General features: G+C 61.5%; 17 protein-coding genes. 10 read left to right on the top strand and 7 right to left on the bottom strand.

All coding sequences use genetic code 11. The annotated features are described in order from the left end of the window. Positions 1-66: 66 nt before the first annotated feature. The 5 genes from lpdA (at position 67) to JNA92_RS24155 (ending at position 6,358) form a co-directional block, all read left to right on the top strand. A complete protein-coding gene (gene lpdA / locus JNA92_RS24175; protein WP_241807047.1) occupies positions 67-1,503 on the top strand; it encodes a dihydrolipoyl dehydrogenase in 1,437 nt (478 codons plus the stop codon). Positions 1,504-1,675: 172 nt separating this feature from the next. After that, positions 1,676-2,842 (top strand): ADP-forming succinate--CoA ligase subunit beta, encoded by a 1,167-nt coding sequence (sucC, locus tag JNA92_RS24170; RefSeq protein ID WP_011534748.1) that lies wholly within the window; start codon positions 1,676-1,678, stop codon positions 2,840-2,842. After that, positions 2,842-3,726 carry a succinate--CoA ligase subunit alpha gene (gene sucD / locus JNA92_RS24165; protein WP_016393102.1) on the top strand — a complete coding sequence of 295 codons (885 nt, stop codon included), beginning with the start codon at positions 2,842-2,844 and terminating at the stop codon, positions 3,724-3,726. The genes sucC and sucD overlap by 1 nt, the downstream gene beginning before the upstream one ends. 391 nt (positions 3,727-4,117) lie before the next feature. Continuing rightward, complete coding sequence (gene brnQ / locus JNA92_RS24160; protein ID WP_241807046.1) at positions 4,118-5,431, top strand: branched-chain amino acid transport system II carrier protein; 1,314 nt, start codon at positions 4,118-4,120, stop codon at positions 5,429-5,431. A 177-nt stretch (positions 5,432-5,608) separates the two neighbouring features. Then, positions 5,609-6,358, top strand: a complete 750-nt coding sequence (locus JNA92_RS24155) for a DUF599 domain-containing protein (protein WP_241807045.1) — start codon at positions 5,609-5,611, stop codon at positions 6,356-6,358. 67 nt (positions 6,359-6,425) lie between these two features. Here the strand turns inward: JNA92_RS24155 and JNA92_RS24150 are convergent, their stop codons facing one another. Beyond that, entirely contained in the window at positions 6,426-6,695 is a 270-nt protein-coding gene (locus tag JNA92_RS24150; protein ID WP_241807052.1) for a hypothetical protein, read from the bottom strand. 170 nt (positions 6,696-6,865) lie between these two features. On the opposite strand from JNA92_RS24150, the gene JNA92_RS24145 reads away from it, so the two are divergent. The 4 genes from JNA92_RS24145 (at position 6,866) to JNA92_RS24130 (ending at position 10,585) form a co-directional block, all read left to right on the top strand. Continuing rightward, positions 6,866-7,342, top strand: a complete 477-nt coding sequence (locus JNA92_RS24145) for a PaaI family thioesterase (RefSeq protein ID WP_241807044.1) — start codon at positions 6,866-6,868, stop codon at positions 7,340-7,342. Then, positions 7,339-7,821 carry a PaaI family thioesterase gene (locus tag JNA92_RS24140; protein WP_241807043.1) on the top strand — a complete coding sequence of 161 codons (483 nt, stop codon included), beginning with the start codon at positions 7,339-7,341 and terminating at the stop codon, positions 7,819-7,821. The genes JNA92_RS24145 and JNA92_RS24140 overlap by 4 nt, the downstream gene beginning before the upstream one ends. A gap of 69 nt (positions 7,822-7,890) precedes the next feature. Next, positions 7,891-9,795, top strand: a complete 1,905-nt coding sequence (gene htpG, locus JNA92_RS24135) for a molecular chaperone HtpG (protein WP_241807042.1) — start codon at positions 7,891-7,893, stop codon at positions 9,793-9,795. 64 nt (positions 9,796-9,859) lie between these two features. Beyond that, positions 9,860-10,585 (top strand): dienelactone hydrolase family protein, encoded by a 726-nt coding sequence (locus JNA92_RS24130; RefSeq protein WP_241807041.1) that lies wholly within the window; start codon positions 9,860-9,862, stop codon positions 10,583-10,585. 174 nt (positions 10,586-10,759) lie between these two features. On the opposite strand, the gene JNA92_RS24125 is transcribed toward JNA92_RS24130, so the two are convergent. Then, positions 10,760-11,623, bottom strand: a complete 864-nt coding sequence (locus JNA92_RS24125; protein WP_241807040.1) for a pirin family protein — start codon at positions 11,621-11,623, stop codon at positions 10,760-10,762. 115 nt (positions 11,624-11,738) lie between these two features. Between JNA92_RS24125 and JNA92_RS24120 the strand changes: the two genes are divergently transcribed. After that, positions 11,739-12,743 carry an amidohydrolase family protein gene (locus tag JNA92_RS24120; RefSeq protein WP_241807039.1) on the top strand — a complete coding sequence of 335 codons (1,005 nt, stop codon included), beginning with the start codon at positions 11,739-11,741 and terminating at the stop codon, positions 12,741-12,743. Between the two features lie 90 nt (positions 12,744-12,833). Here JNA92_RS24120 and fabB read toward each other — a convergent pair whose 3' ends face one another. The 5 genes from fabB to JNA92_RS24095 all read right to left on the bottom strand — a co-directional run bounded on the left by fabB (position 12,834) and on the right by JNA92_RS24095 (position 19,748). After that, entirely contained in the window at positions 12,834-14,054 is a 1,221-nt protein-coding gene (gene fabB / locus JNA92_RS24115; protein WP_241807038.1) for a beta-ketoacyl-ACP synthase I, read from the bottom strand. Between the two features lie 11 nt (positions 14,055-14,065). Further along, positions 14,066-14,581: a 3-hydroxyacyl-[acyl-carrier-protein] dehydratase FabA gene (gene fabA, locus JNA92_RS24110; protein WP_241807037.1), complete on the bottom strand. Its 516-nt coding sequence runs from the start codon at positions 14,579-14,581 to the stop codon at positions 14,066-14,068. Positions 14,582-14,782: 201 nt separating this feature from the next. Beyond that, positions 14,783-16,714, bottom strand: coding sequence for an ATP-binding protein (locus JNA92_RS24105; protein ID WP_241807036.1), 1,932 nt, complete (start codon positions 16,712-16,714; stop codon positions 14,783-14,785). Continuing rightward, positions 16,711-17,601: an ABC transporter substrate-binding protein gene (locus tag JNA92_RS24100; protein WP_241807035.1), complete on the bottom strand. Its 891-nt coding sequence runs from the start codon at positions 17,599-17,601 to the stop codon at positions 16,711-16,713. The genes JNA92_RS24105 and JNA92_RS24100 overlap by 4 nt, the downstream gene beginning before the upstream one ends. Beyond that, entirely contained in the window at positions 17,601-19,748 is a 2,148-nt protein-coding gene (locus tag JNA92_RS24095) for a TonB-dependent receptor plug domain-containing protein (protein ID WP_241807034.1), read from the bottom strand. The genes JNA92_RS24100 and JNA92_RS24095 overlap by 1 nt, the downstream gene beginning before the upstream one ends. Positions 19,749-19,803 lie beyond the last annotated feature (55 nt).

Raw genomic sequence — 19,803 nt, 5'->3', positions numbered from 1 at the left:
TTCAAGCCGAAGCCTGCTGGTCTTGCGGCTTGCAGCTTGCCGCTTGAAGCTAAAAAGGAATCTTTTATGACCCAGAAATTCGACGTAGTGGTGATTGGTGCAGGTCCTGGCGGCTATGTGGCTGCTATCAAGGCTGCCCAACTTGGTCTGAAGACTGCCTGTATCGAGAAGTACACCGACGCCGAGGGCAAGCTGGCCCTGGGCGGCACTTGCCTGAACGTAGGCTGCATCCCCTCCAAGGCGCTGCTGGACAGCTCCTGGAAGTACAAGGAAGCCAAAGAGAGCTTCAACGTCCACGGTATCTCCACGGGCGAAGTGAAGATGGACGTCGCCGCGATGGTTGGCCGCAAGGCTGGCATCGTCAAGAACCTGACCGGTGGCGTTGCCACCCTGTTCAAGGCCAACGGCGTCACTTCGATCCAGGGCCACGGCAAACTGCTGGCTGGCAAGAAAGTCGAAGTCACCAAGGCTGACGGCACTACCGAAATCATCGAAGCCGAAAACGTGATCCTGGCCTCCGGCTCGCGTCCGATCGACATTCCGCCGGCTCCGGTCGACCAGAACGTCATCGTCGACTCCACCGGCGCCCTGGAATTCCAGTCGGTTCCCAAGCGCCTGGGCGTGATCGGTGCTGGCGTGATCGGCCTGGAGCTGGGTTCGGTATGGGCTCGCCTGGGTGCTGAAGTCACCGTCCTGGAAGCCCTGGACACCTTCCTGATGGCTGCCGACACCGCAGTGTCGAAAGAAGCCCAGAAGACCCTGACCAAGCAAGGCCTGGACATCAAGCTGGGCGCTCGCGTCACCGGCTCGAAAGTCAATGGCGACGAAGTCGAAGTGACCTACACCAATGCCGATGGCGAGCAGAAGATCACCTTCGACAAGCTGATCGTCGCGGTTGGCCGTCGCCCGGTGACCACCGACCTGCTGGCCTCCGACAGCGGTGTCAACATCGACGAGCGTGGCTACATCTTCGTGGACGATCACTGCGCGACCAGCGTGCCGGGCGTCTACGCCATCGGCGACGTGGTTCGCGGCATGATGCTGGCGCACAAGGCCTCGGAAGAGGGCATCATGGTCGTCGAGCGCATCAAGGGCCACAAGGCCCAGATGAACTACGACCTGATCCCTTCGGTTATCTACACCCACCCGGAAATCGCGTGGGTCGGCAAGACCGAACAAGCCTTGAAGGCCGAGGGTGTTGAGGTTAACGTAGGCACCTTCCCGTTCGCGGCCAGCGGCCGTGCGATGGCGGCCAACGACACCGGTGGTTTCGTCAAGGTCATCGCTGATGCCAAGACCGACCGCGTTCTGGGTGTACACGTGATTGGCCCGTCGGCTGCCGAACTGGTTCAGCAGGGCGCAATCGCAATGGAATTCGGCACCAGTGCCGAGGATCTGGGCATGATGGTCTTCAGCCATCCAACCCTGTCCGAAGCGTTGCATGAAGCAGCGCTGGCAGTGAATGGCGGCGCCATTCACGTGGCCAACCGTAAGAAGCGTTAATTATAAGAAACCACGGCGGGCTGCCCGTCGTGAGTCTTGCGTGCATGACTCACCGCGGAACGTCCGCCGGACCGGATCACACGGGAAAACCCGGGGTCAACGGTCACAGGTGGTGCGGCGCCAGTAATGGCGCAGCGCCGAAGCGCAGTACCTAACGAAGACGGTAAAAAGCATGAATCTTCACGAGTATCAGGGTAAGCAGCTGTTCGCTGAGTACGGCCTGCCAGTTTCCAAGGGTTTCGCGGTCGATACCCCTGAGCAAGCTGCAGAAGCCTGCGACAAGATCGGCGGTTCCGAGTGGGTTGTCAAAGCCCAGGTCCACGCTGGTGGTCGCGGTAAGGCGGGCGGCGTCAAGCTGGTTCGCAGCAAGGAAGACGCCAAGGCGTTCGCTGCACAGTGGTTGGGCAAGAATCTGGTTACCTACCAGACCGATGCCAACGGTCAACCCGTCTCCAAGATTCTGGTCGAATCCTGCACTGACATCGCCAAAGAGCTGTACCTGGGCGCTGTAGTGGATCGTTCGAGCCGCCGTATCGTGTTCATGGCCTCCACCGAAGGTGGCGTGGACATCGAGAAAGTCGCTCACGAAACGCCTGAGAAGATCCTCAAGGCTACCATCGACCCGCTGGTCGGCGCTCAGCCGTTCCAAGGGCGTGAACTGGCATTCCAGCTGGGCCTGGAAGGCAAGCAGGTTCAACAGTTCGCCAAGATCTTCGTTGGCCTGGCCAAGCTGTTCAAGGATCACGATCTGGCCCTGCTGGAAGTGAACCCGCTGGTGATCAAGGCCGATGGCGACCTGCACTGCCTCGATGCCAAGATCAACATCGACGCCAACGCCATGTACCGTCAGCCTAAGCTGAAGACCTTCCACGACCCGTCGCAGGACGACGCCCGTGAAGCCCACGCTGCCAAGTTCGAACTGAACTACGTTGCCCTGGAAGGCAACATCGGCTGCATGGTCAACGGTGCCGGCCTGGCCATGGGTACCATGGACATCGTCAACCTGCACGGCGGCAAGCCAGCCAACTTCCTCGACGTTGGTGGCGGTGCTACCAAAGAGCGCGTTACCGAAGCGTTCAAGATCATTCTGTCCGACAGCAATGTCGCGGCCGTTCTGGTCAACATCTTCGGCGGCATCGTTCGCTGCGACATGATTGCCGAAGGCATCATCGGTGCAGTGAAAGAAGTTGGCGTTAAGGTTCCGGTCGTCGTTCGCCTTGAAGGCAACAACGCCGAACTGGGCGCAAAAGTACTGGCAGAAAGCGGTTTGAACATCATTGCGGCAACCAGCCTGACCGACGCTGCTCAACAAGTTGTCAAAGCTGCGGAGGGCAAGTAATGAGCGTCCTGATCAATAAAGACACCAAAGTCATCTGCCAGGGCTTCACTGGCTCGCAGGGTACTTTCCACTCCGAACAAGCCATCGCCTATGGCACCAAGATGGTCGGCGGCGTTACCCCGGGCAAGGGTGGCACCACCCACCTGGGCCTGCCGGTGTTCAACACCGTCAAGGAAGCCGTGGAAGCTACCGGCGCTGACGCTTCGGTGATCTACGTTCCGGCTCCGTTCTGCAAGGACTCGATCCTGGAAGCAGCTTTCGGCGGTATCAAGCTGATCGTCTGCATCACCGAAGGCATTCCTACCCTGGACATGCTCGATGCCAAGGTCAAGTGCGACGAGCTGGGCGTTACCCTGATCGGCCCTAACTGCCCAGGTGTCATCACCCCGGGCGAGTGCAAGATCGGCATCATGCCAGGCCACATCCACCTGCCAGGCAAGGTCGGTATCGTGTCGCGTTCCGGCACCCTGACCTACGAAGCGGTCAAGCAGACCACCGACGCCGGTTTCGGCCAGTCGACCTGCGTGGGTATCGGCGGCGACCCGATCCCAGGCTCGAACTTCATCGACATCCTGAAGCTGTTCCAGGAAGACCCGAAGACCGAAGCGATCGTCATGATCGGTGAGATCGGCGGTTCGGCTGAAGAAGAGGCCGCGGCTTACATCAAGGCCAATGTCACCAAGCCTGTCGTTTCCTACATCGCTGGTGTTACTGCACCTGCGGGCAAGCGTATGGGCCACGCTGGCGCCATCATTTCCGGCGGCAAGGGTACTGCGGACGAGAAGTTCGCTGCCCTGCAGGACGCTGGTGTGAAGACCGTGCGTTCCCTGGCTGACATCGGCAAGGCCCTGGCCGAGCTGACTGGCTGGGAAGCCAAGAAGTAAGTAGCACCCGCTTTACGTAGTACCCCCCACGCGCACAAAGGCCACCTTCGGGTGGCCTTTGTCGTTTTGTGGTCGGTTAACGCCACCCAAAGGTTCGGAAAATTCGACCTAGCTCATCAGGTTTTTCAACCAGACATTCGCTCGAATCAGCAATAAATTGTCGTTGAACACGGTCAACCAGACGACAAACATGTACGCACATCGGACAGGCAGCACTGTTCCAGTGCGTTTGCCGGGTAAAACGGTTAATCTACGCGTTCACTCTGTGCCCGTACCCCAAAAGGGAACGACACGCTAAACGGGTCTGGCCCATCAAGCCGGGCAGCATTTCCCTCACCCATGGGGAAATCCCTTCTCGAATCCCGATTTCAGCAGTGTGGTACTACCCTAAATGAAAGTTTTAAAAGGCCAGGATATCCTGGCGCTTGGCTTTATGACGTTTGCCCTTTTTGTGGGCGCTGGCAATATCATCTTCCCGCCCATCGTTGGCCTGCAGTCCGGGCCGCATGTCTGGATGGCCGCCCTGGGCTTTCTGGTAACGGCGGTGGGCCTGCCGGTCATCACCGTGGTCGCACTGGCCAAGGTCGGTGGTGGCATGGATGCACTCAGCAGCCCGATCGGCAAGTTCTTCGGTGGTTTGTTGGCGGCGGTGTGCTACCTGTCGGTCGGCCCGCTGTTCGCCACCCCGCGCACGGCGACCGTGTCGTTCGAAGTGGGGGTGGCACCGCTCACCGGCGAAAGCCCGCTGGCGTTGTTCATCTACAGCCTGGTGTACTTCATCGTGGTACTGGCGGTGTCCATGTACCCGGGCAAGTTGCTCGATACCGTGGGCCGTTTCCTCGCGCCACTGAAGATCATCGCCCTGGCGGTCCTTGGCATCGCTGCGTTCGCGCTGCCGGCTGGCACCATTGGTGAAGCGCAGCCCGCCTATGCAGCCGCGGCCTTCTCCAAAGGCTTCTCCGATGGCTACCTGACCATGGACACCTTGGGTGCGCTGGTCTTCGGCATCGTGATCGTCAATGCCATCCGTTCGCGGGGCGTCGAATCGCCGAAGCTGATCACCCGCTATGCCATCATCGCCGGCCTGATTGCCGGTGTAGGCCTGGCGCTGGTGTACATCAGCCTGTTCCGCCTGGGGGCCAGCAGCCATGACATCGCGGCTGGCGCCACCAACGGTGCAGCGGTATTGCACGCCTACGTACAGCACACCTTCGGTTCGCTGGGCAGCGGCTTCCTGGCGGTGCTGATCGCGCTGGCCTGCCTGGTGACTGCGGTAGGCCTGACCTGCGCATGCGCCGAGTACTTCAGCCAGATCCTGCCGCTGTCGTACCGTACGCTGGTGGTGATCCTGGCGGGCTTCTCGCTGCTGATCTCCAACCTGGGCCTGACCAAGCTGATCATGTTCTCGATCCCGGTGCTGACCGCCATCTACCCGCCGTGCATCGTGGTGGTGGGGCTGAGCTTCGTCAATGACCTGTGGAATTCGCCTACGCGCATCCTGGCGCCAGTCATGCTGGTGTCGCTGTTGTTCGGCATGGTCGACGCGATCAAGGGCAGCAGCATTGCCCACGTGTTGCCGGACTTCATGGCGCACCTGCCGCTGAGCGATCAGGGGCTGGCCTGGCTCGTGCCGTCGGTGGTGACACTGGTTGCTGCCGTGGCGTGCGACCGCATGCTTGGCAAGCCGCGTGAAGCGCTGGCCTGACAGGTTGATGCCTGCCGTTGGCACCGGCCACAAGCCGTAGGGTGCCCGCGCTGGCTGTACACCGAACCCCGCATCCCCGAGGATGCGGGGTTTTTTATTGCGCGGATGTGTCTTTGCGTGCTCGCAGGCGTCGAACAGCGGTGCCTATCCTTGTGCCCTGGCCTTCAGGAAAACTGCATGAATTTCATCCAAAGCAATCTTCACAACGTGTTGGCCCTGTGCTGGTTCGCGCTTTGCTGGGGCGGCTATACCCGCTATGCCATCTGGAAGGGCCGCGACACCGCCTGCCTGGCCAGTGTCCTGCATTTGTATCGGGAAGACTGGATGCGCCGCATGCTGCTGCGCGACAACCGCATCGCCGATGCCAGTGTCATCGGCAATCTGGAGCGCAACGCGTCGTTCTTCGCCTCCAGCACCCTGATCATTCTGGCCGGTATCCTGACCGTTCTGGGGGCTACTGACCGCGCTCTGTCGCTGCTGGCCGACCTGCCACTCGTACAACAGGCCTCGCAAGGCATGTCGGAAATCAAGCTGCTTTGCCTGGCGATGGTGTTCGTCTATGCGTTTTTCACGTTCAGCTGGTGCATGCGCCAATACAACTTTGCCGCAGTGCTGGTGGGGTCTGCGCCCATGATAGGCGAGCGGCTGGTCAGTGAGCTTGAGCGCAAGGCTTTCGCTTCGCGGGCGGCGAGGGTGTTGTCGCTGGCGGCCAACCAGTTCAACTTTGGCTTGCGCGCTTATTACTTCGGCATGGCCATGCTCACTTGGTTCATCAGCCCCGGGTTGTTCATGGTCGTGAGTGTTGGGGTGGTAGTGATCCTTTATCGCCGGGAGTTCCACTCCGATGTGCTGGAAGTGATGGTTTTCACACCGACGGAAAGTGCGCCTACCGAGACCAGCAAAGAAGGCGTCAACACAAACGCCTGAAACGTTTAATCCCTACATGACAGGCACAAAAAAACCCGACATTGTCGGGTTTTTTTGTGCGTCGCTATTACTGCTTGGCAGGCTCAGCGGGTGCGGTAGCCGGAGTGGCCGGCGCGGCCTCTTCAGCAGCTTTCTGCTCGGCTTCAGCCTGATCTTTGGCAGCTTCGGCGTTTTCCTTGGCGGCGTCGTTCATTTTATCCTGAGCTTCGCCCATTTTTTCCTGGGCCTGCTCGGCATGTTCCTGTGCGTCTTGGGCTTTGTCTTCGCTCGCTTTATCGCAAGCAGCCAGGCCCATGGCAGCAGCCAGCATCAGAGCAAAAGCAAATGGTTTACGCATTGGGTGTTTCTCCTTGGTGGAATAAGTGACTTGTTCCTTCGAGTTCGGCCGTGCGGCAATAGTTCCGTATCGTTTACAGATATATAACACTGCAGTGCGCATAGACTTTTTATCACACTTATGCAGATGTAGCTGGCGCCAGCGGCCGTGAAGTGAAGTGGAGTGTACCGATGACCGATTCAAGCTTGATGGCCATGGCCGAGCGATTCTTGTCGGCACTGAAACATTGCCAAATGTTACACATACGCGTGGAACAGGCGGACACCGATGGCATGACGCTGATCTTGCCCTGGTCACCGGCCATCGTCGGTAACCCGCAGACCGGCGCAGTGCATGGTGGCGCCCTGACCACGCTGATGGACACCACCTGCGGGATGGCCACGCTTTGCGTGCTGCCAAGCTTTGAGGTATGTCCAACCCTGGACCTTCGCATCGACTACATGCATCCGGCAGAGGCAGGCAAGCCCATCTATGGTCATGCCCAGTGCTATCGGGTCACCCGGGACGTGATCTTCACCCGAGGCATGGCTTATCAGGACGACCCCGCCCAGCCGATATGCCAGGTTGTCGGCACCTTCATGCGCCTGGGGCAGGAGGTCAAAGGTGGCATCCGCTTCGGCAAGGCACTGAAGGAGGACAGGGCATGATTCCCCAAGACGTACGTCGCCAGCTCAACGCGGCCCATGCCGTGGGCGATTACCAGCCATTGCTGGCGTTGATACCTTATGCCGGCCTGATCGGCATCACCTGCGAGCGCCAGGACGATGATTTGCTGTTCCGCCTGCCGGCCAACCCCGACAACATCGGCAACCCTTTGCTGCCGGCCATCCATGGGGGTGTGATCGCTGGCTTCATGGAGCTTTCTGCCGCCTTGTATCTGCTGATCTACAGCGAGAGCGCCAGCATTCCCAAGATCATCGATTTCTCCATCGACTACCTGCGCGCGGGGCATTTTCGCGACACCTATGCGCAGTGCCAGTTGTGGCGCCAAGGTCGGCGGGTGACCAATGTGGCGATCACGGCCTGGCAGGGCGATCGACAAGCCCCGATCGCCACTGCCCGCGCGCATTTCAAGATTGAGCCGGAAAAGCCCTTGAAATCGTCAGGGCTGCCCCCATCTGCATGACATCCGCCGTTAATGCATGCCGACTCGGCTGCAGGCGCCCACTGCCATCAGATCGGAGTTTTGAAGACCATGAGTGTGGAAACACAAAAGGAAACCCTGGGCTTCCAGACCGAGGTGAAGCAGCTGCTGCACCTCATGATTCACTCGCTGTACTCGAACAAGGAAATCTTCCTGCGTGAGCTGATTTCCAACGCCTCCGACGCCGCCGACAAGCTGCGCTTCGAAGCCCTGGCCAAGCCAGAACTGTTCGAAAACGATGCCGACCTGAAAATTCGCCTGAGTTTCGACAAGGACGCCGGTACCGTGACCCTCGAGGACAACGGCATCGGCATGAGCCGCGAAGACGTGATCACTCACCTGGGCACCATCGCCAAGTCTGGCACGGCCGACTTCATGAAGAACCTCACCGGTGACCAGAAAAAGGACTCGCACCTGATCGGCCAGTTCGGTGTGGGCTTCTATTCTGCCTTCATCGTCGCCGACAAGGTCGACGTGTTCAGCCGCCGCGCTGGCCAGCCGGCTGCCGAGGGTGTGCACTGGTCGTCCAAAGGCGAGGGTGAGTTCGAAGTTTCCACCGTCGAAAAACCACAGCGCGGCACCCGTATCGTCCTGCACCTGAAGAAAGACGAGCAGGAATTCGCCGATGGCTGGCGCCTGCGTAACGTGGTCAAGAAGTACTCCGATCACATTGCCCTGCCGATCCAGCTGCCCAAGGAACAGGCAGCTGCCGAAGGTGAAGAGCAGCCGGCCGAAGAGTGGGAAACCGTCAACCGCGCCAGTGCCCTGTGGACCCGCCCGCGTACCGAAATCAAGGACGAGGAATACCAGGAGTTCTACAAGCACATCGGCCATGACTTCGAAAACCCGCTGGCCTGGAGCCACAACAAGGTCGAAGGCAAGCTCGAGTACAACTCGCTGCTGTACGTGCCGGCCCGCGCGCCGTTCGATCTGTACCAGCGTGAAGCGCCCCGCGGCCTGAAGCTGTATGTGCAGCGCGTGTTCATCATGGACCAGGCCGAGTCGTTCCTGCCGCTGTACCTGCGCTTCATCAAGGGTGTGGTCGACTCCAATGACCTGTCTCTGAACGTCTCCCGCGAGATCCTGCAGAAGGATCCGATCATCGATTCGATGAAAACCGCGCTGACCAAGCGCGTGCTGGACATGCTGGAGAAGCTGGCGAAGAACGAGCCCGAGCAGTACAAGGGCTTCTGGAAGAACTTTGGCCAGGTACTCAAGGAAGGCCCGGCCGAAGACTTCGCCAACAAAGAGAAGATCGCCGGTTTGCTGCGCTTCGCCTCTACCCATGACGAGAGCGGCGAGCAGAGCGTCTCCCTGGCCGACTACCTGGCGCGCGCCAAGGAAGGCCAGGACAAGGTCTACTACCTCACCGGCGAGTCGTACGCGCAGGTCAAGAACAGCCCACACCTGGAAGTCTTCCGTAAGAAGGGCATCGAGGTGCTGCTGCTGACCGATCGCATCGACGAGTGGCTGATGAGCTACCTCAACGAGTTCGACGGCAAGGCCTTCGTCGATGTCGCGCGTGGCGACCTGGACCTGGGCAAGCTGGACTCCGAAGAGGACAAGAAGGCCCAGGAAGAAGTCGCCAAGGAAAAAGAAGGCCTGGTCGAGCGCTTGAAATCTGCGCTGGGTGAGAGCGTTGCCGAAGTGCGTGTGTCGCACCGCCTGACCGATTCGCCGGCAATCCTGGCCATCGGTGAGCAGGACCTGGGCCTGCAGATGCGCCAGATCCTCGAAGCCAGCGGGCAGAAGGTGCCAGATTCCAAGCCGATCTTCGAATTCAACCCGACTCATCCACTGATCGAAAAGCTGGATAACGAGCAGAGCGAAGACCGCTTCGCCGAGTTGTCGCACATCCTGTTCGATCAGGCGGCGCTGGCGGCCGGTGACAGCTTGAAGGACCCGGCGGCTTACGTTCGTCGCCTGAACAAGCTGTTGGTCGAGCTGTCTGCTTGAGTTGATGCATCGATAAGCCCGCTTCGGCGGGCTTTTTTAATGGTGAATGCCCAAGGAGTGCTTGATGAGCAAGGTAATCGTCGAATCGCTGGTTTATCACCTGTCCGGCAAGACGTATGAAAGCCGCCTGGTGTATGAGCCCGGTGCGCTGGGGCGCCCGGGGCTTGTAATGGCGCCGAACTGGATGGGTATTGGCGAAGGTGCCGAGCGCATTGCCAAGGAAGTGGCCGAGAAGGGCTACGTGGTGCTGATTGCCGACTTGTATGGGCAATCGGTACGCCCTGCCAATGCTGAAGAGGCGGGCGCGGCCATGACGCCTTTGAAGGACGACCGTGCTGAGCTGCGCAAGCGCATGCGCGAAGCACTGTCGCAGCTGCTGGCCCAATCCAAGGCACTGCTGACCCCCGGCAAGGTCGCCACGTTCGGCTTCTGCTTTGGCGGCTGCTGTGCCCTTGAGTTGGCCCGCGATGGCGCTGACCTGAGGGCTGCTGTGTCATTCCACGGCACGCTGGATACCCCCAACCCGGAAGATGCCAAACGTATCCAGGGCTCGGTACTGGTGCTGCACGGTGCCTCCGACCCGCTGGTGCCGAAGGAGCAGCTGCCGGCGTTCGAGGAGGAGATGAACGCGGCCAAGGTGGATTGGCAGCTGCTGAGCTACGGTGGCGCGGTGCACTCGTTCACTGACCCGGGTGCCAATGTACCGGGCAAGATGCAGTATGACCGTCGCACGTCGGAGCGGGCCTTCCGCTCGATGCACAACCTGCTGACAGAAGTGTTCCAGCGCTGACATAGCGGGGGCGCTTCGCGCCCCATCGCCGGCAAGCCGGCTCCCACCCCGACAGCGCCGTTCTTCAGGCCTGCGCTTTACCTGCGCAAGCAACCGTCTTGCCCAGTTTCTAAAAGCCGGCGCAAGTCCATGTGTGTGGCTTGCCGGCGATGGGCTGCAGGGCAGCCCCCAACATTACCGGGGCAACTCGATCCTCGAGGTTTCCCCAGGCACCTGCGGCCAATCTCCCGCAGCCCAGCGGGCTCTGGCTTGCTCGATCAGTTCCGGGTCACTGGCCACGAAATTCCAGTTCATCCGCCGCGGCCCGTCCAGCGGCGCCCCGCCAATCAGCACCAGCTGGCACTCGCCCTGCGCATACAGCGTCACATCCTCGCCCTCCGGCAGCACCACCAGGCTGCAAGGCTCCACATCCTCATCGCCCAGCACCAACTCGCCATCGAGCAGGTAAAGCGCCCGCTGCACGTGGTCAGGCGGTATCAGCAGCGTCGTTGCCGGCTGCATCTGTACGTGCGCATAAAGGGTGGGGGAGAGCACGGGCACCGGTGATTCCAGGCAAAACCCGCTGCCGGCAATCATACAAATGCGTACCCCAAGGTTATCGCTCACGGGCAAACTGGCGGCGGGGTGATGGCTGTAGCTCGGCGGGCTTTGTTCCAGCTCACGCGGCGATGCCAGCCACACCTGCAGCCCGTGCAGGCGTGAGCCGTGCGCCAGCGCGTCGGCAGGCGTGCGCTCGACATGCGCCACACCGCTGCCGGCAGTCATCCAGCTGACATCGCCAGGCAGAACGCGCTGCTCGGTGCCCAGGCTGTCTTTGTGCAGGATTGCGCCTTCGAACAGGTAGGTCAGGGTCGACAGGCCGATATGTGGGTGTTGGCGGATATCCATACCATGGCCCGGCGCATAGTCGGTTTCGAGCATGTGGTCGAAGAACACGAACGGGCCGACGCTGCGGCACTGCGCCGACGGCAGTGGGCGCAGGATCGGTTGGCCCTCGACCGATTCGGCGCGCGGGCGAATGACCAATGGGCTGCTCATGCTGTGCTCCAGGCGGTGGGAAATAGCACCAGCATAGCGGTTTGCCGTGCACGGCTGAACCGCTGGCTAGCCCGTCAGGTCTATTCTGCTCATACCCAGAGAAGGATGCTGCCCCATGATTGCCAGAGTGCTGGCCTGCCTGTTGTTGTGCGTAACGTGGTGCCAGGCGGCACAGGCACGTGATTATCGCTACAGTGACGCCCACCTGCACTATGTGGACTTCTTTCAGGAGACTGAGGGCATGTCTGCACTGATCAAGGCCATGGATGAAGCCGGTGTCGATCACTCGATGATTTCCGGTATTCCGGTGGCCAAGAAATGGCACGAGGATGAGCCCAAGCGGCCGCGCTACTACGCCGGTGACGACGCCGATGCCTACTGGTACAGCGCAACCGACACCTACGTGGCGGCGGCGCTGCAGAAGCTGCCGGCGGAGCAGCGCAAGCGCTTTCACCCTTTCCTGACCGGTTTCAATCCGGTAGACAAGAATGCGGTCAGCCATATCGAGCGCATGCTCGATCTCTACCCGGGGCTCTGGCAGGGCATAGGTGAAGTCTTCACCCGGCACGACGACCTCACTGCGCTCACCAGCGGGGACACGCCCCGCGCCAACAACGAGGCCATGACGCGTATCTATCACCTGGCAGCCGAACGCGACATGCCGGTGCTGCTGCATTCGAACATCACCTCAAAGCGTGAGCGCAACCCGCTTTACCTGGCCGAGATCGAAGAACCGTTGCGTAATCATCCGCATACTCGGTTCATCTGGGCGCACGCGGGCACGAGCATGGAGATTCATCGGCATCAGACGCAGATGGATTTTTTATTGCCAGTGCTGACGCGTCTGCTCCAGGACTACCCCAACCTGTATATCGACTTGTCCTGGACTGTGCTCAAGCCGTACCTGCTCGATGACAAGGGGGTGCCGCGCAAGGCGTGGCTGGCGCTGGTCGAGCGTTTCCCTGAGCGCTTCATGCTCGGGTCTGACGTGGTCGGCAAGTTTGGCAGCGTGGGGGAGCAGATGCACGGCTTCGAGCCGTTTCTGGATGCTTTGCCGCAGGAGGTGGCGAAGCAGGTGGCGCGGGACAACTTCCTGGCGGTCTTGCCCAAGGCTCGCTGACGCTCTGCCCGCAGCGCTGCGCGGCACAGGCATACACAAAAGAAAACGCCCCGAACCAGTCGGGGCGTTTTCATTTACAGCGTCAAAGCATCACTTGCCAGTCCAGCGCTTGAGCACGAGGGTGGCGTTGGTGCCGCCAAAGCCGAAGCTGTTGCTCATGACCGTGTCGATCTTGGCGTTTTCTTCGGTTTTGCGCAGGATCGGCAGGTCAGCGACTTCCGGATCCAGTTCGTCGATGTTGGCGGAACCGGCGATGAAGTTGTTCTCCATCATCAGCAGGCAGTAGATCGCCTCATGCACGCCAGCAGCACCCAGCGAGTGGCCCGAGAGGCTCTTGGTCGAGCTGATCTTGGGCGCCTTGTCGCCGAACACTTCGCGAACACCTTTGATTTCGGCAACGTCGCCGACCGGCGTCGAGGTGCCGTGGGTGTTCAGGTAGTCGATCGGGGTGTCGACCGTGGCCAGTGCCTGTTGCATGCAGCGAATGGCACCTTCGCCGCTTGGGGCAACCATGTCGTAGCCGTCGGAGGTCGCGCCGTAGCCGACGATTTCGGCGTAGATCTTGGCGCCACGGGCGAGGGCGTGTTCCAGTTCCTCGACCACGACCATACCGCCGCCGCCAGCGATGACGAAGCCATCACGGTCGGCATCGTAAGCGCGCGAAGCCAGTTCTGGCGTATCGTTGCGCTTGGTCGACAAGGCACCCATGGCATCGAACAGGAACGACTGGCTCCAGTGCTCTTCTTCACCGCCACCGGCGAAGACGATGTCCTGCTTGCCCCACTGGATCTGCTCCAGGGCGGTGCCGATGCAGTGTGCCGAGGTGGCGCAGGCCGACGAGATCGAGTAGTTCAGGCCCTTGATCTTGAACGGGGTGGCCAGGCACGCCGAGACGGTGCTGCCCATGGTGCGGGTGACGCGGTAGGGGCCGACACGCTTGACGCCTTTCTCACGCAGGGTGTCCAGCGCTTCCATCTGGTTCAGGGTCGAGGCCCCGCCGGAGCCAGCCACCAGGCCGGTACGCGGGTTGGAAACCTGCTCTTCGGTCAGGCCGGCGTCCTTGATCGCGTCCTGCATCGCCAGGTAGGCGTACGCCGCAGCGTGGCCAACGAAGCGGTAGACCTTGCGGTCGATCAGTTCTTCGAGGTTGAGGTCGATGGAGCCGGAAACCTGGCTACGCAGCCCCTGTTCCTTGTATTCCGGGTTGTAACGGATACCCGGACGGCTGTTGCGCAGGTTTTCGGTGACGGTAGCTTTGTCATTGCCCAGGCACGATACGATGCCCAGACCAGTTATAACGACGCGGCGCATGCGAATAACCCTTAGAAATTGTCAGTGGAGGTGAACACGCCGACCCGCAGGGCGTCGGCAGTGTAGATCTCGCGGCCGTCAACGCTGACCGAGCCATCGGCGATGGCCATGTTCAGCTTGCCCTTCAGGACGCGCTTGATGTGAATGTTGTAGGTGACTTTCTTGGCGGTGGGCAACACCTGACCAAAGAATTTCACTTCACCCGAACCCAGGGCGCGGCCACGGCCGGGCAGGCCCTGCCAGCCCAGGAAGAAACCAACCAGCTGCCACATGGCATCCAGGCCCAGGCAGCCAGGCATTACCGGGTCGCCTTCGAAATGGCAGGCGAAGAACCACAGGTCCGGGGTGATATCCAGCTCGGCGACCAATTCACCTTTGCCGTACTTGCCGCCTTCTTCGCTGATATGGGTGATGCGATCGACCATCAGCATGTTCGGCGCGGGCAGTTGCGCATTACCTGGGCCGAACAGCTCACCGCGACTGCAGCGCAGCAGGTCTTCCCGAGTAAAGGCGTGTTGTTTGGTCATGCGAGCTCCTCAATAACCCCCTGTGGCAGGGGATGAATCTTCCCGGCCAACCCGGCATCAGTCCGGGCGGCAGCCTACAGGTAGACTATTGCGTTGTAGTGAAAGTCACAGCGCACCTGGCGAAAGAAGTACAGGTGTGCACTGAAACGTCTATTTTCAGGGCCGATGACGGTCCTGTCCAGTCCTTAAGACTGCCGCACTTTAGCATTTATCGCCAGTCGCGACTGTCCGGCCAGGCAGCCAGCGTTGCAACACCTGCTGCAGGTCAGTGCGACGCAACGGTTTGCTCAGGTAATCGTCCATGCCGGCGGCCATGCAGCGCTCCCGGTCACCCTGCAGGGCGTTGGCGGTCAGGGCGATGATCGGTAGCTGGCCGCCGTTGGGCAGCAGGCGTATGCGTCGGGTGGCTTCATAACCATCGAGCTGTGGCAGGCGGCAGTCCATCAGGATGGCCGCAAAGCGCTGCTGGCTGACCTTTTCCACGGCCTGGATGCCGTCCTGGGCCACGCTGACCTCCAGGCCCAGGCTGCGCAACATGGCTTCGATAACGCTCTGATTGACCGGGTTGTCCTCCACCAGCAGGATCCGTTCGCCTTGGGCGAGCGGGGTGTGAGCCGCCAGCGCGCCGGGCAATGCCGCAGCAGCAGAGCTGGCCAGAGCGAGCGGCATTTCCAGGGTGAAGGTCGAGCCCAGCCCTTCGTGGCTCTCCCCGCGCAGCGTGCCGCCCATGCGTTCAGCGAGGGTACGAGCGATGGACAGCCCCAGGCCGGTACCGCCATAGCGCCGTGAAATCGAGCTGTCGGCCTGCTGGAAGGCGACGAACATCATTTCCAGGCGTTCGCTGTCGATGCCGATACCGGTGTCGCGCACGCTGCAGGTGAACCAGAGCGTCTGACGATCGAGCGCCTGCCAACGAGCCTCGACCTGCACCTGGCCCCGTTCAGTGAACTTCAAGGCATTGCCGACCAGGTTGAGGAGGATCTGGCGGATGCGCGTGGGGTCGCCGACCACCTGCAGCTGCTGGCTCTGGGGCGGTAATTGCAGTTGCAGGTCCAGGCCCCGTTGCTGTGCGCTGTGCTGGAAGGACTGCACGCTGCTGGCGATCAGGTCGGCGAGGTTGAAGTCGATATGCTCCAGTTGCAGGGTGGTGCGTTCGATCCGGGAGAAATCGAGAATGTCGTTGATCACCTTGAGCAAGTGCCCGGTGGACTCGCTGGCCACAGCGGTGTACTCGGCCTGCTCGCTGGTCAGCTGGGTGGTTTCGAGCAGTTGCAGCATGCCCAGCACGCCATTCATGGGGGTACGCAACTCGTGGCTCATCATCGCCAGGAATTCCGACTTGGCGCCGTTGGCCTGCTCGGCCTCCTCGCGGGCCTGGATCAACTGGGCAATGGCTTGCTTCTGTTCGGCGCTGGCCTGTTCCAGGGCGCTGGCCAGGTTGTTGATGTGGCGCGCCAGGTGCCCCAGTTCGCTGTCGTCGACCACTGGCAGCGGGGTGTTGTAGTCACCTTGCTGGATGGCCTTGACCGCATGGCCCATGTCGCTGATCGGCTTTGCGAGGCTCATGGCCAGCCGGCGTGCGAGCAGGAAGGTGAACAGCAGGGCGAACAGTGCCAGGATGCCGGCCTTGATGACGATCTCCTGTTGGCGCTGGCTGAAGGCGTCGTCCGACATGCCGACGATCACCCGCCCCAGATAATCGTCTCCGATCGCCGGCGATGGCGCCTTGCCCTGCTGCAGGAAGTCACTGTCCAGGCGGATCTGTTGAAGGCGGATCGGAGCCTGGAATACCTCTACCCGCTGCGCCCGGTTGGTGCTTTCGTCGGCCTGCTCGACGTAGACGAGGATATGGTTGCGGCTGTCCTGCACTTCCAGAAAGCGCACATGTGGAATGCTCAGGGTGGCGCGCATCAACCCCTCGAGTACTTCGTTGTTGCCTGAAATCACCCCATATTCGGATGCCGGGGCCAATTGGTTGGCGATCAGTTGGCCGGTATGGTTGAGCTCCTGACGCAGGTCCTGAATACGCACGAAGGTGAAGAAGCTGATCAGCAGCAACGTCAGCAGCAGCGCAGGGCCCAGGCTGATGATCTGGGTGCGGGTGTGGATATCCCAGCTCAGGCGTTTGCTCATGGGGTGGGTTCTCCTTCGGCCAAAACCTTGGCAGTGGCGTTTGGATCGATCGGTTCCAGGCCCAGGGCGCGAGCCACCTGCTGGTTGCCACTGACCCCGAAGCGGTCGGGGTACAGGCTGCGCGGCCATTGCGCTGGCGGGCGGTCGAGCAGTTGGTCGAGCACCGCCAGCCAGTCTTCCTGGTCGCTGTAGGTACTGGCCAGAGCACCGGCGCGGACAAAACCGGCGTTCGGGCCGATCAACGCCATCTGCCGGCCGTAGCTGCTGAGCAGCAGGTTCTTGGCGGTCTTGGAGTTGTAGAGGTCGGGGTCTTCCAGGCCCAGCAGCACGTCGCTGTTGCCCAACAGATTCAGCAGCGGCCGGCTGTCGCGCTGGTCCGGCCATTGCTGGGCGACGATTTCCAGCCCCAGAGGCCGGGCTGCCTGGCGCAGCTCGTCAAGCAGAAAATGGCTGTGTTCTGCGTACAGCACGCCGATGCGTTGGGCTTGCGGCAACAGGTAGCGGGCCAGGCGCAGCTGGCGGGCCAGGGGCGGATCACTCCACAGCAGGGTCAAGTACGCCGGTCGCGACTTTCCCAGGCGCTGCTCGGCCTCTACGCGGCTGATGCGCATGGCCAAGGCCGGCGGGCCTTTGCTCTCGGCCAGGCGCCACTCCAGTGCGGCGCTGTCAATCAGCAACAGGCGCAGGTCGGCCGGCAGCTTGCCTGGACGCGGCAGTTGGTCGACGGTCTGAAACCTTACCTGATCCTGGTTGCGGCGGCTTTCGAGCGCTGCGACAAAGCTGCGGATGCCGGGCTGTTCCTCGCCACCGACCAACAGGATTTCGCTGGCGGACAGCGAACCCATTGGCCAAAGGCAGAACACCAGCAGGCGCAGCAGGCGGGCCATCAGAACTCCAGCTCCGCGCTGACGCTCAGGCGGTGACGGCTGTCATAGCGGTTCTGCACGGTGGTGCTCGGTTCGTCGTCCAGGCGCTGCTGCCATAACGCGGCCAGTTCGAGGGTGCTGCCCTGGATACGAAAGCGTTTGGCCAGACGCAGGTCGAGGCGCTCGTAGCGGTACTGGTTGAGTGCATCGTCCCCGTAGTAGAACAGCGCACTGGACCAGCCATCACCCCATTCGCGCATCCACCCCGCCGAGCCACTGTTGCGGGCAGTGTTGGCGCTGTCGGCGGGGTTGCTGGCCCAGGCATCGACATAGGCATAAGTGAGCCGCAGGCGGTCGCGCCGGGTGGGTCGCCAGTCCAGCTGTGCCTCGCTGCCGCTGAATCGGGCCTTGTTGGCGTTACTGGCGATGTACTGGTTGTTGCGCAGTGGCTCGCTGATCATTCCGGTGATCTCGTCGTAGAACAGCTTCACATCCATGTTCAGGTCGATATCGGTGAACTGGCCGTTGTAGCCCAGCTCACGTGAGCGCATGCGTTCCTGGTCGAGGTCGCCCGGCCCGCGGGTCTTGACGAAATACTCGCCGTTCTGCTGGCCGAACGCAGTAGGGGTCAGGTTCGTGACCGTGTAGCTCCAGTTGACGTTGTTCTCGAACATGTCCGGGGAGCGCACTGCCTCGGAGTACACCGCACGCAAGCCGTGGCGCGGGGTGATCAGGTAGTTGACCGCCATGCGCGGTGACAGCGAGCTGCCGGACAGTTGCGAATCTTCGAACATCGCGCCGCCCTGCACGATCCAATGCTCGTCCGCGCGCCACTCCAACTGGCCAAAGAGGCGCCAGGTCTGATCGTCCAGGCCGCCGTCGAAATACGTCTGCGAGTCGGCGCGGTCATAACGGTAGTTCATGCCGCTGAGCAGGCGCAGGTTTTCGGTCAGGCTCAGGGTGTCCTGGATTTCCAGGTCGTAGCGGGTTTCCCGGGTGCTCTGGTCGACATCGCCGCACACCACGTTGCTGCCGCCCTGGTTGTTCCACTGGTCCTTGATGGCATCGACCAGCGCCTGCTCTTCGGGGTTGCTGCTGTTGGGCGGGTTGTTGGCGCCGCGGGCGACCTGCTCGGCGAAATTCGGGTTGAGCTGCCACAGCCGGGTCAGTTCCGGGCTGAACGACAGCGCTGCGTCGCAGGCGCGCCAGACCTGCTGGCGGTCGAAGTGCTGAGCCGAGCCCTGCACGTACAGGCTGTGGTCAGGGTTGAAGTCGATGTTCCAGCGCACGGAGCCTGCGTAGTCCTTGGCGTTGACGTCGGCATTGTTGCCGCTTTCGGTGACGAAGGGGAATACGGGCTGGTAGGTATAGGGCCGCTGGTTGCTGCCTTCTTTGGCTGCCAGTTGCCATTCCAGTGTCTGGTTTGTCGCCAGGTTGTGGCTGACGCTGAGGTTGAAGCGGTTCAGGCGGCGGCTGTCGCGGTAATCCTGGCCGAACTGGTTTTCATCGAAGCCCTCATCTTTCTGGCCCGACACCGACAGGCGCAGGTCACCGCCGTCCCAGCCGAAGCCGTGGCTGAGGTAGTAGTCATCGATGCCATCCTGGCCGCGGGTCAGCTTCATGCGCGTGCCGTGGCTGTCGGCGGGATTGCGGGTGAGAATGTTGACCACCGCCATCAGTGCGTTGGCGCCGTAGCTGACGGTGTTGGGGCCGCGGAACACCTCGATGCGTTCGATGTCCTCCAGCGCCACCGGGATGTCGCTCCAGTCCACCGTGGCCAGGCCGGCGCGGTACACCGAGCGGCCGTCGATGAGCACCTGCATGCGTCGGGCTTCGTTGACGTTGGTGCCGTGGTAGTTGACGGTCGGCTGGTTGCCGGCGCCGTAGCCGATCATCATCCCCGGCACCAGGCGCAGCAGTTCGGGAATGTCGCGGGCGCCGCTGGCTCGGATCAGTTCGCTGTCGAGCACGGTCATGCTGCCCGGCACGGCGGCCGGGGACTGTTTCAGCCGCGTGGCGGTCAGAACCTGTGGCAGGTCGGCGTTGTCGATGAACAGGTCGTCGGCCACGGCCGGGCTGCCGAGCAATGCTGTCAGCAGCAACAGGCGAGGGTAGGGAGGCGTGCCAGGGAACACGATACGGCCTTGTATCAGAGTTGAAACAGGCATGTTAACTGACCAGGGAGCTTTTGCCAGCCAAACGGAGGGCTGCGGGCTGCAAGCT

It is taken from the genome of Pseudomonas putida, assembly GCF_022627325.1.
In the GTDB taxonomy this organism is placed as follows: domain Bacteria; phylum Pseudomonadota; class Gammaproteobacteria; order Pseudomonadales; family Pseudomonadaceae; genus Aquipseudomonas; species Aquipseudomonas putida_X.
The sequence above is the reverse complement of the archived record's forward strand: the minus strand, read 5'-3'. Positions and strand labels throughout refer to the sequence as shown.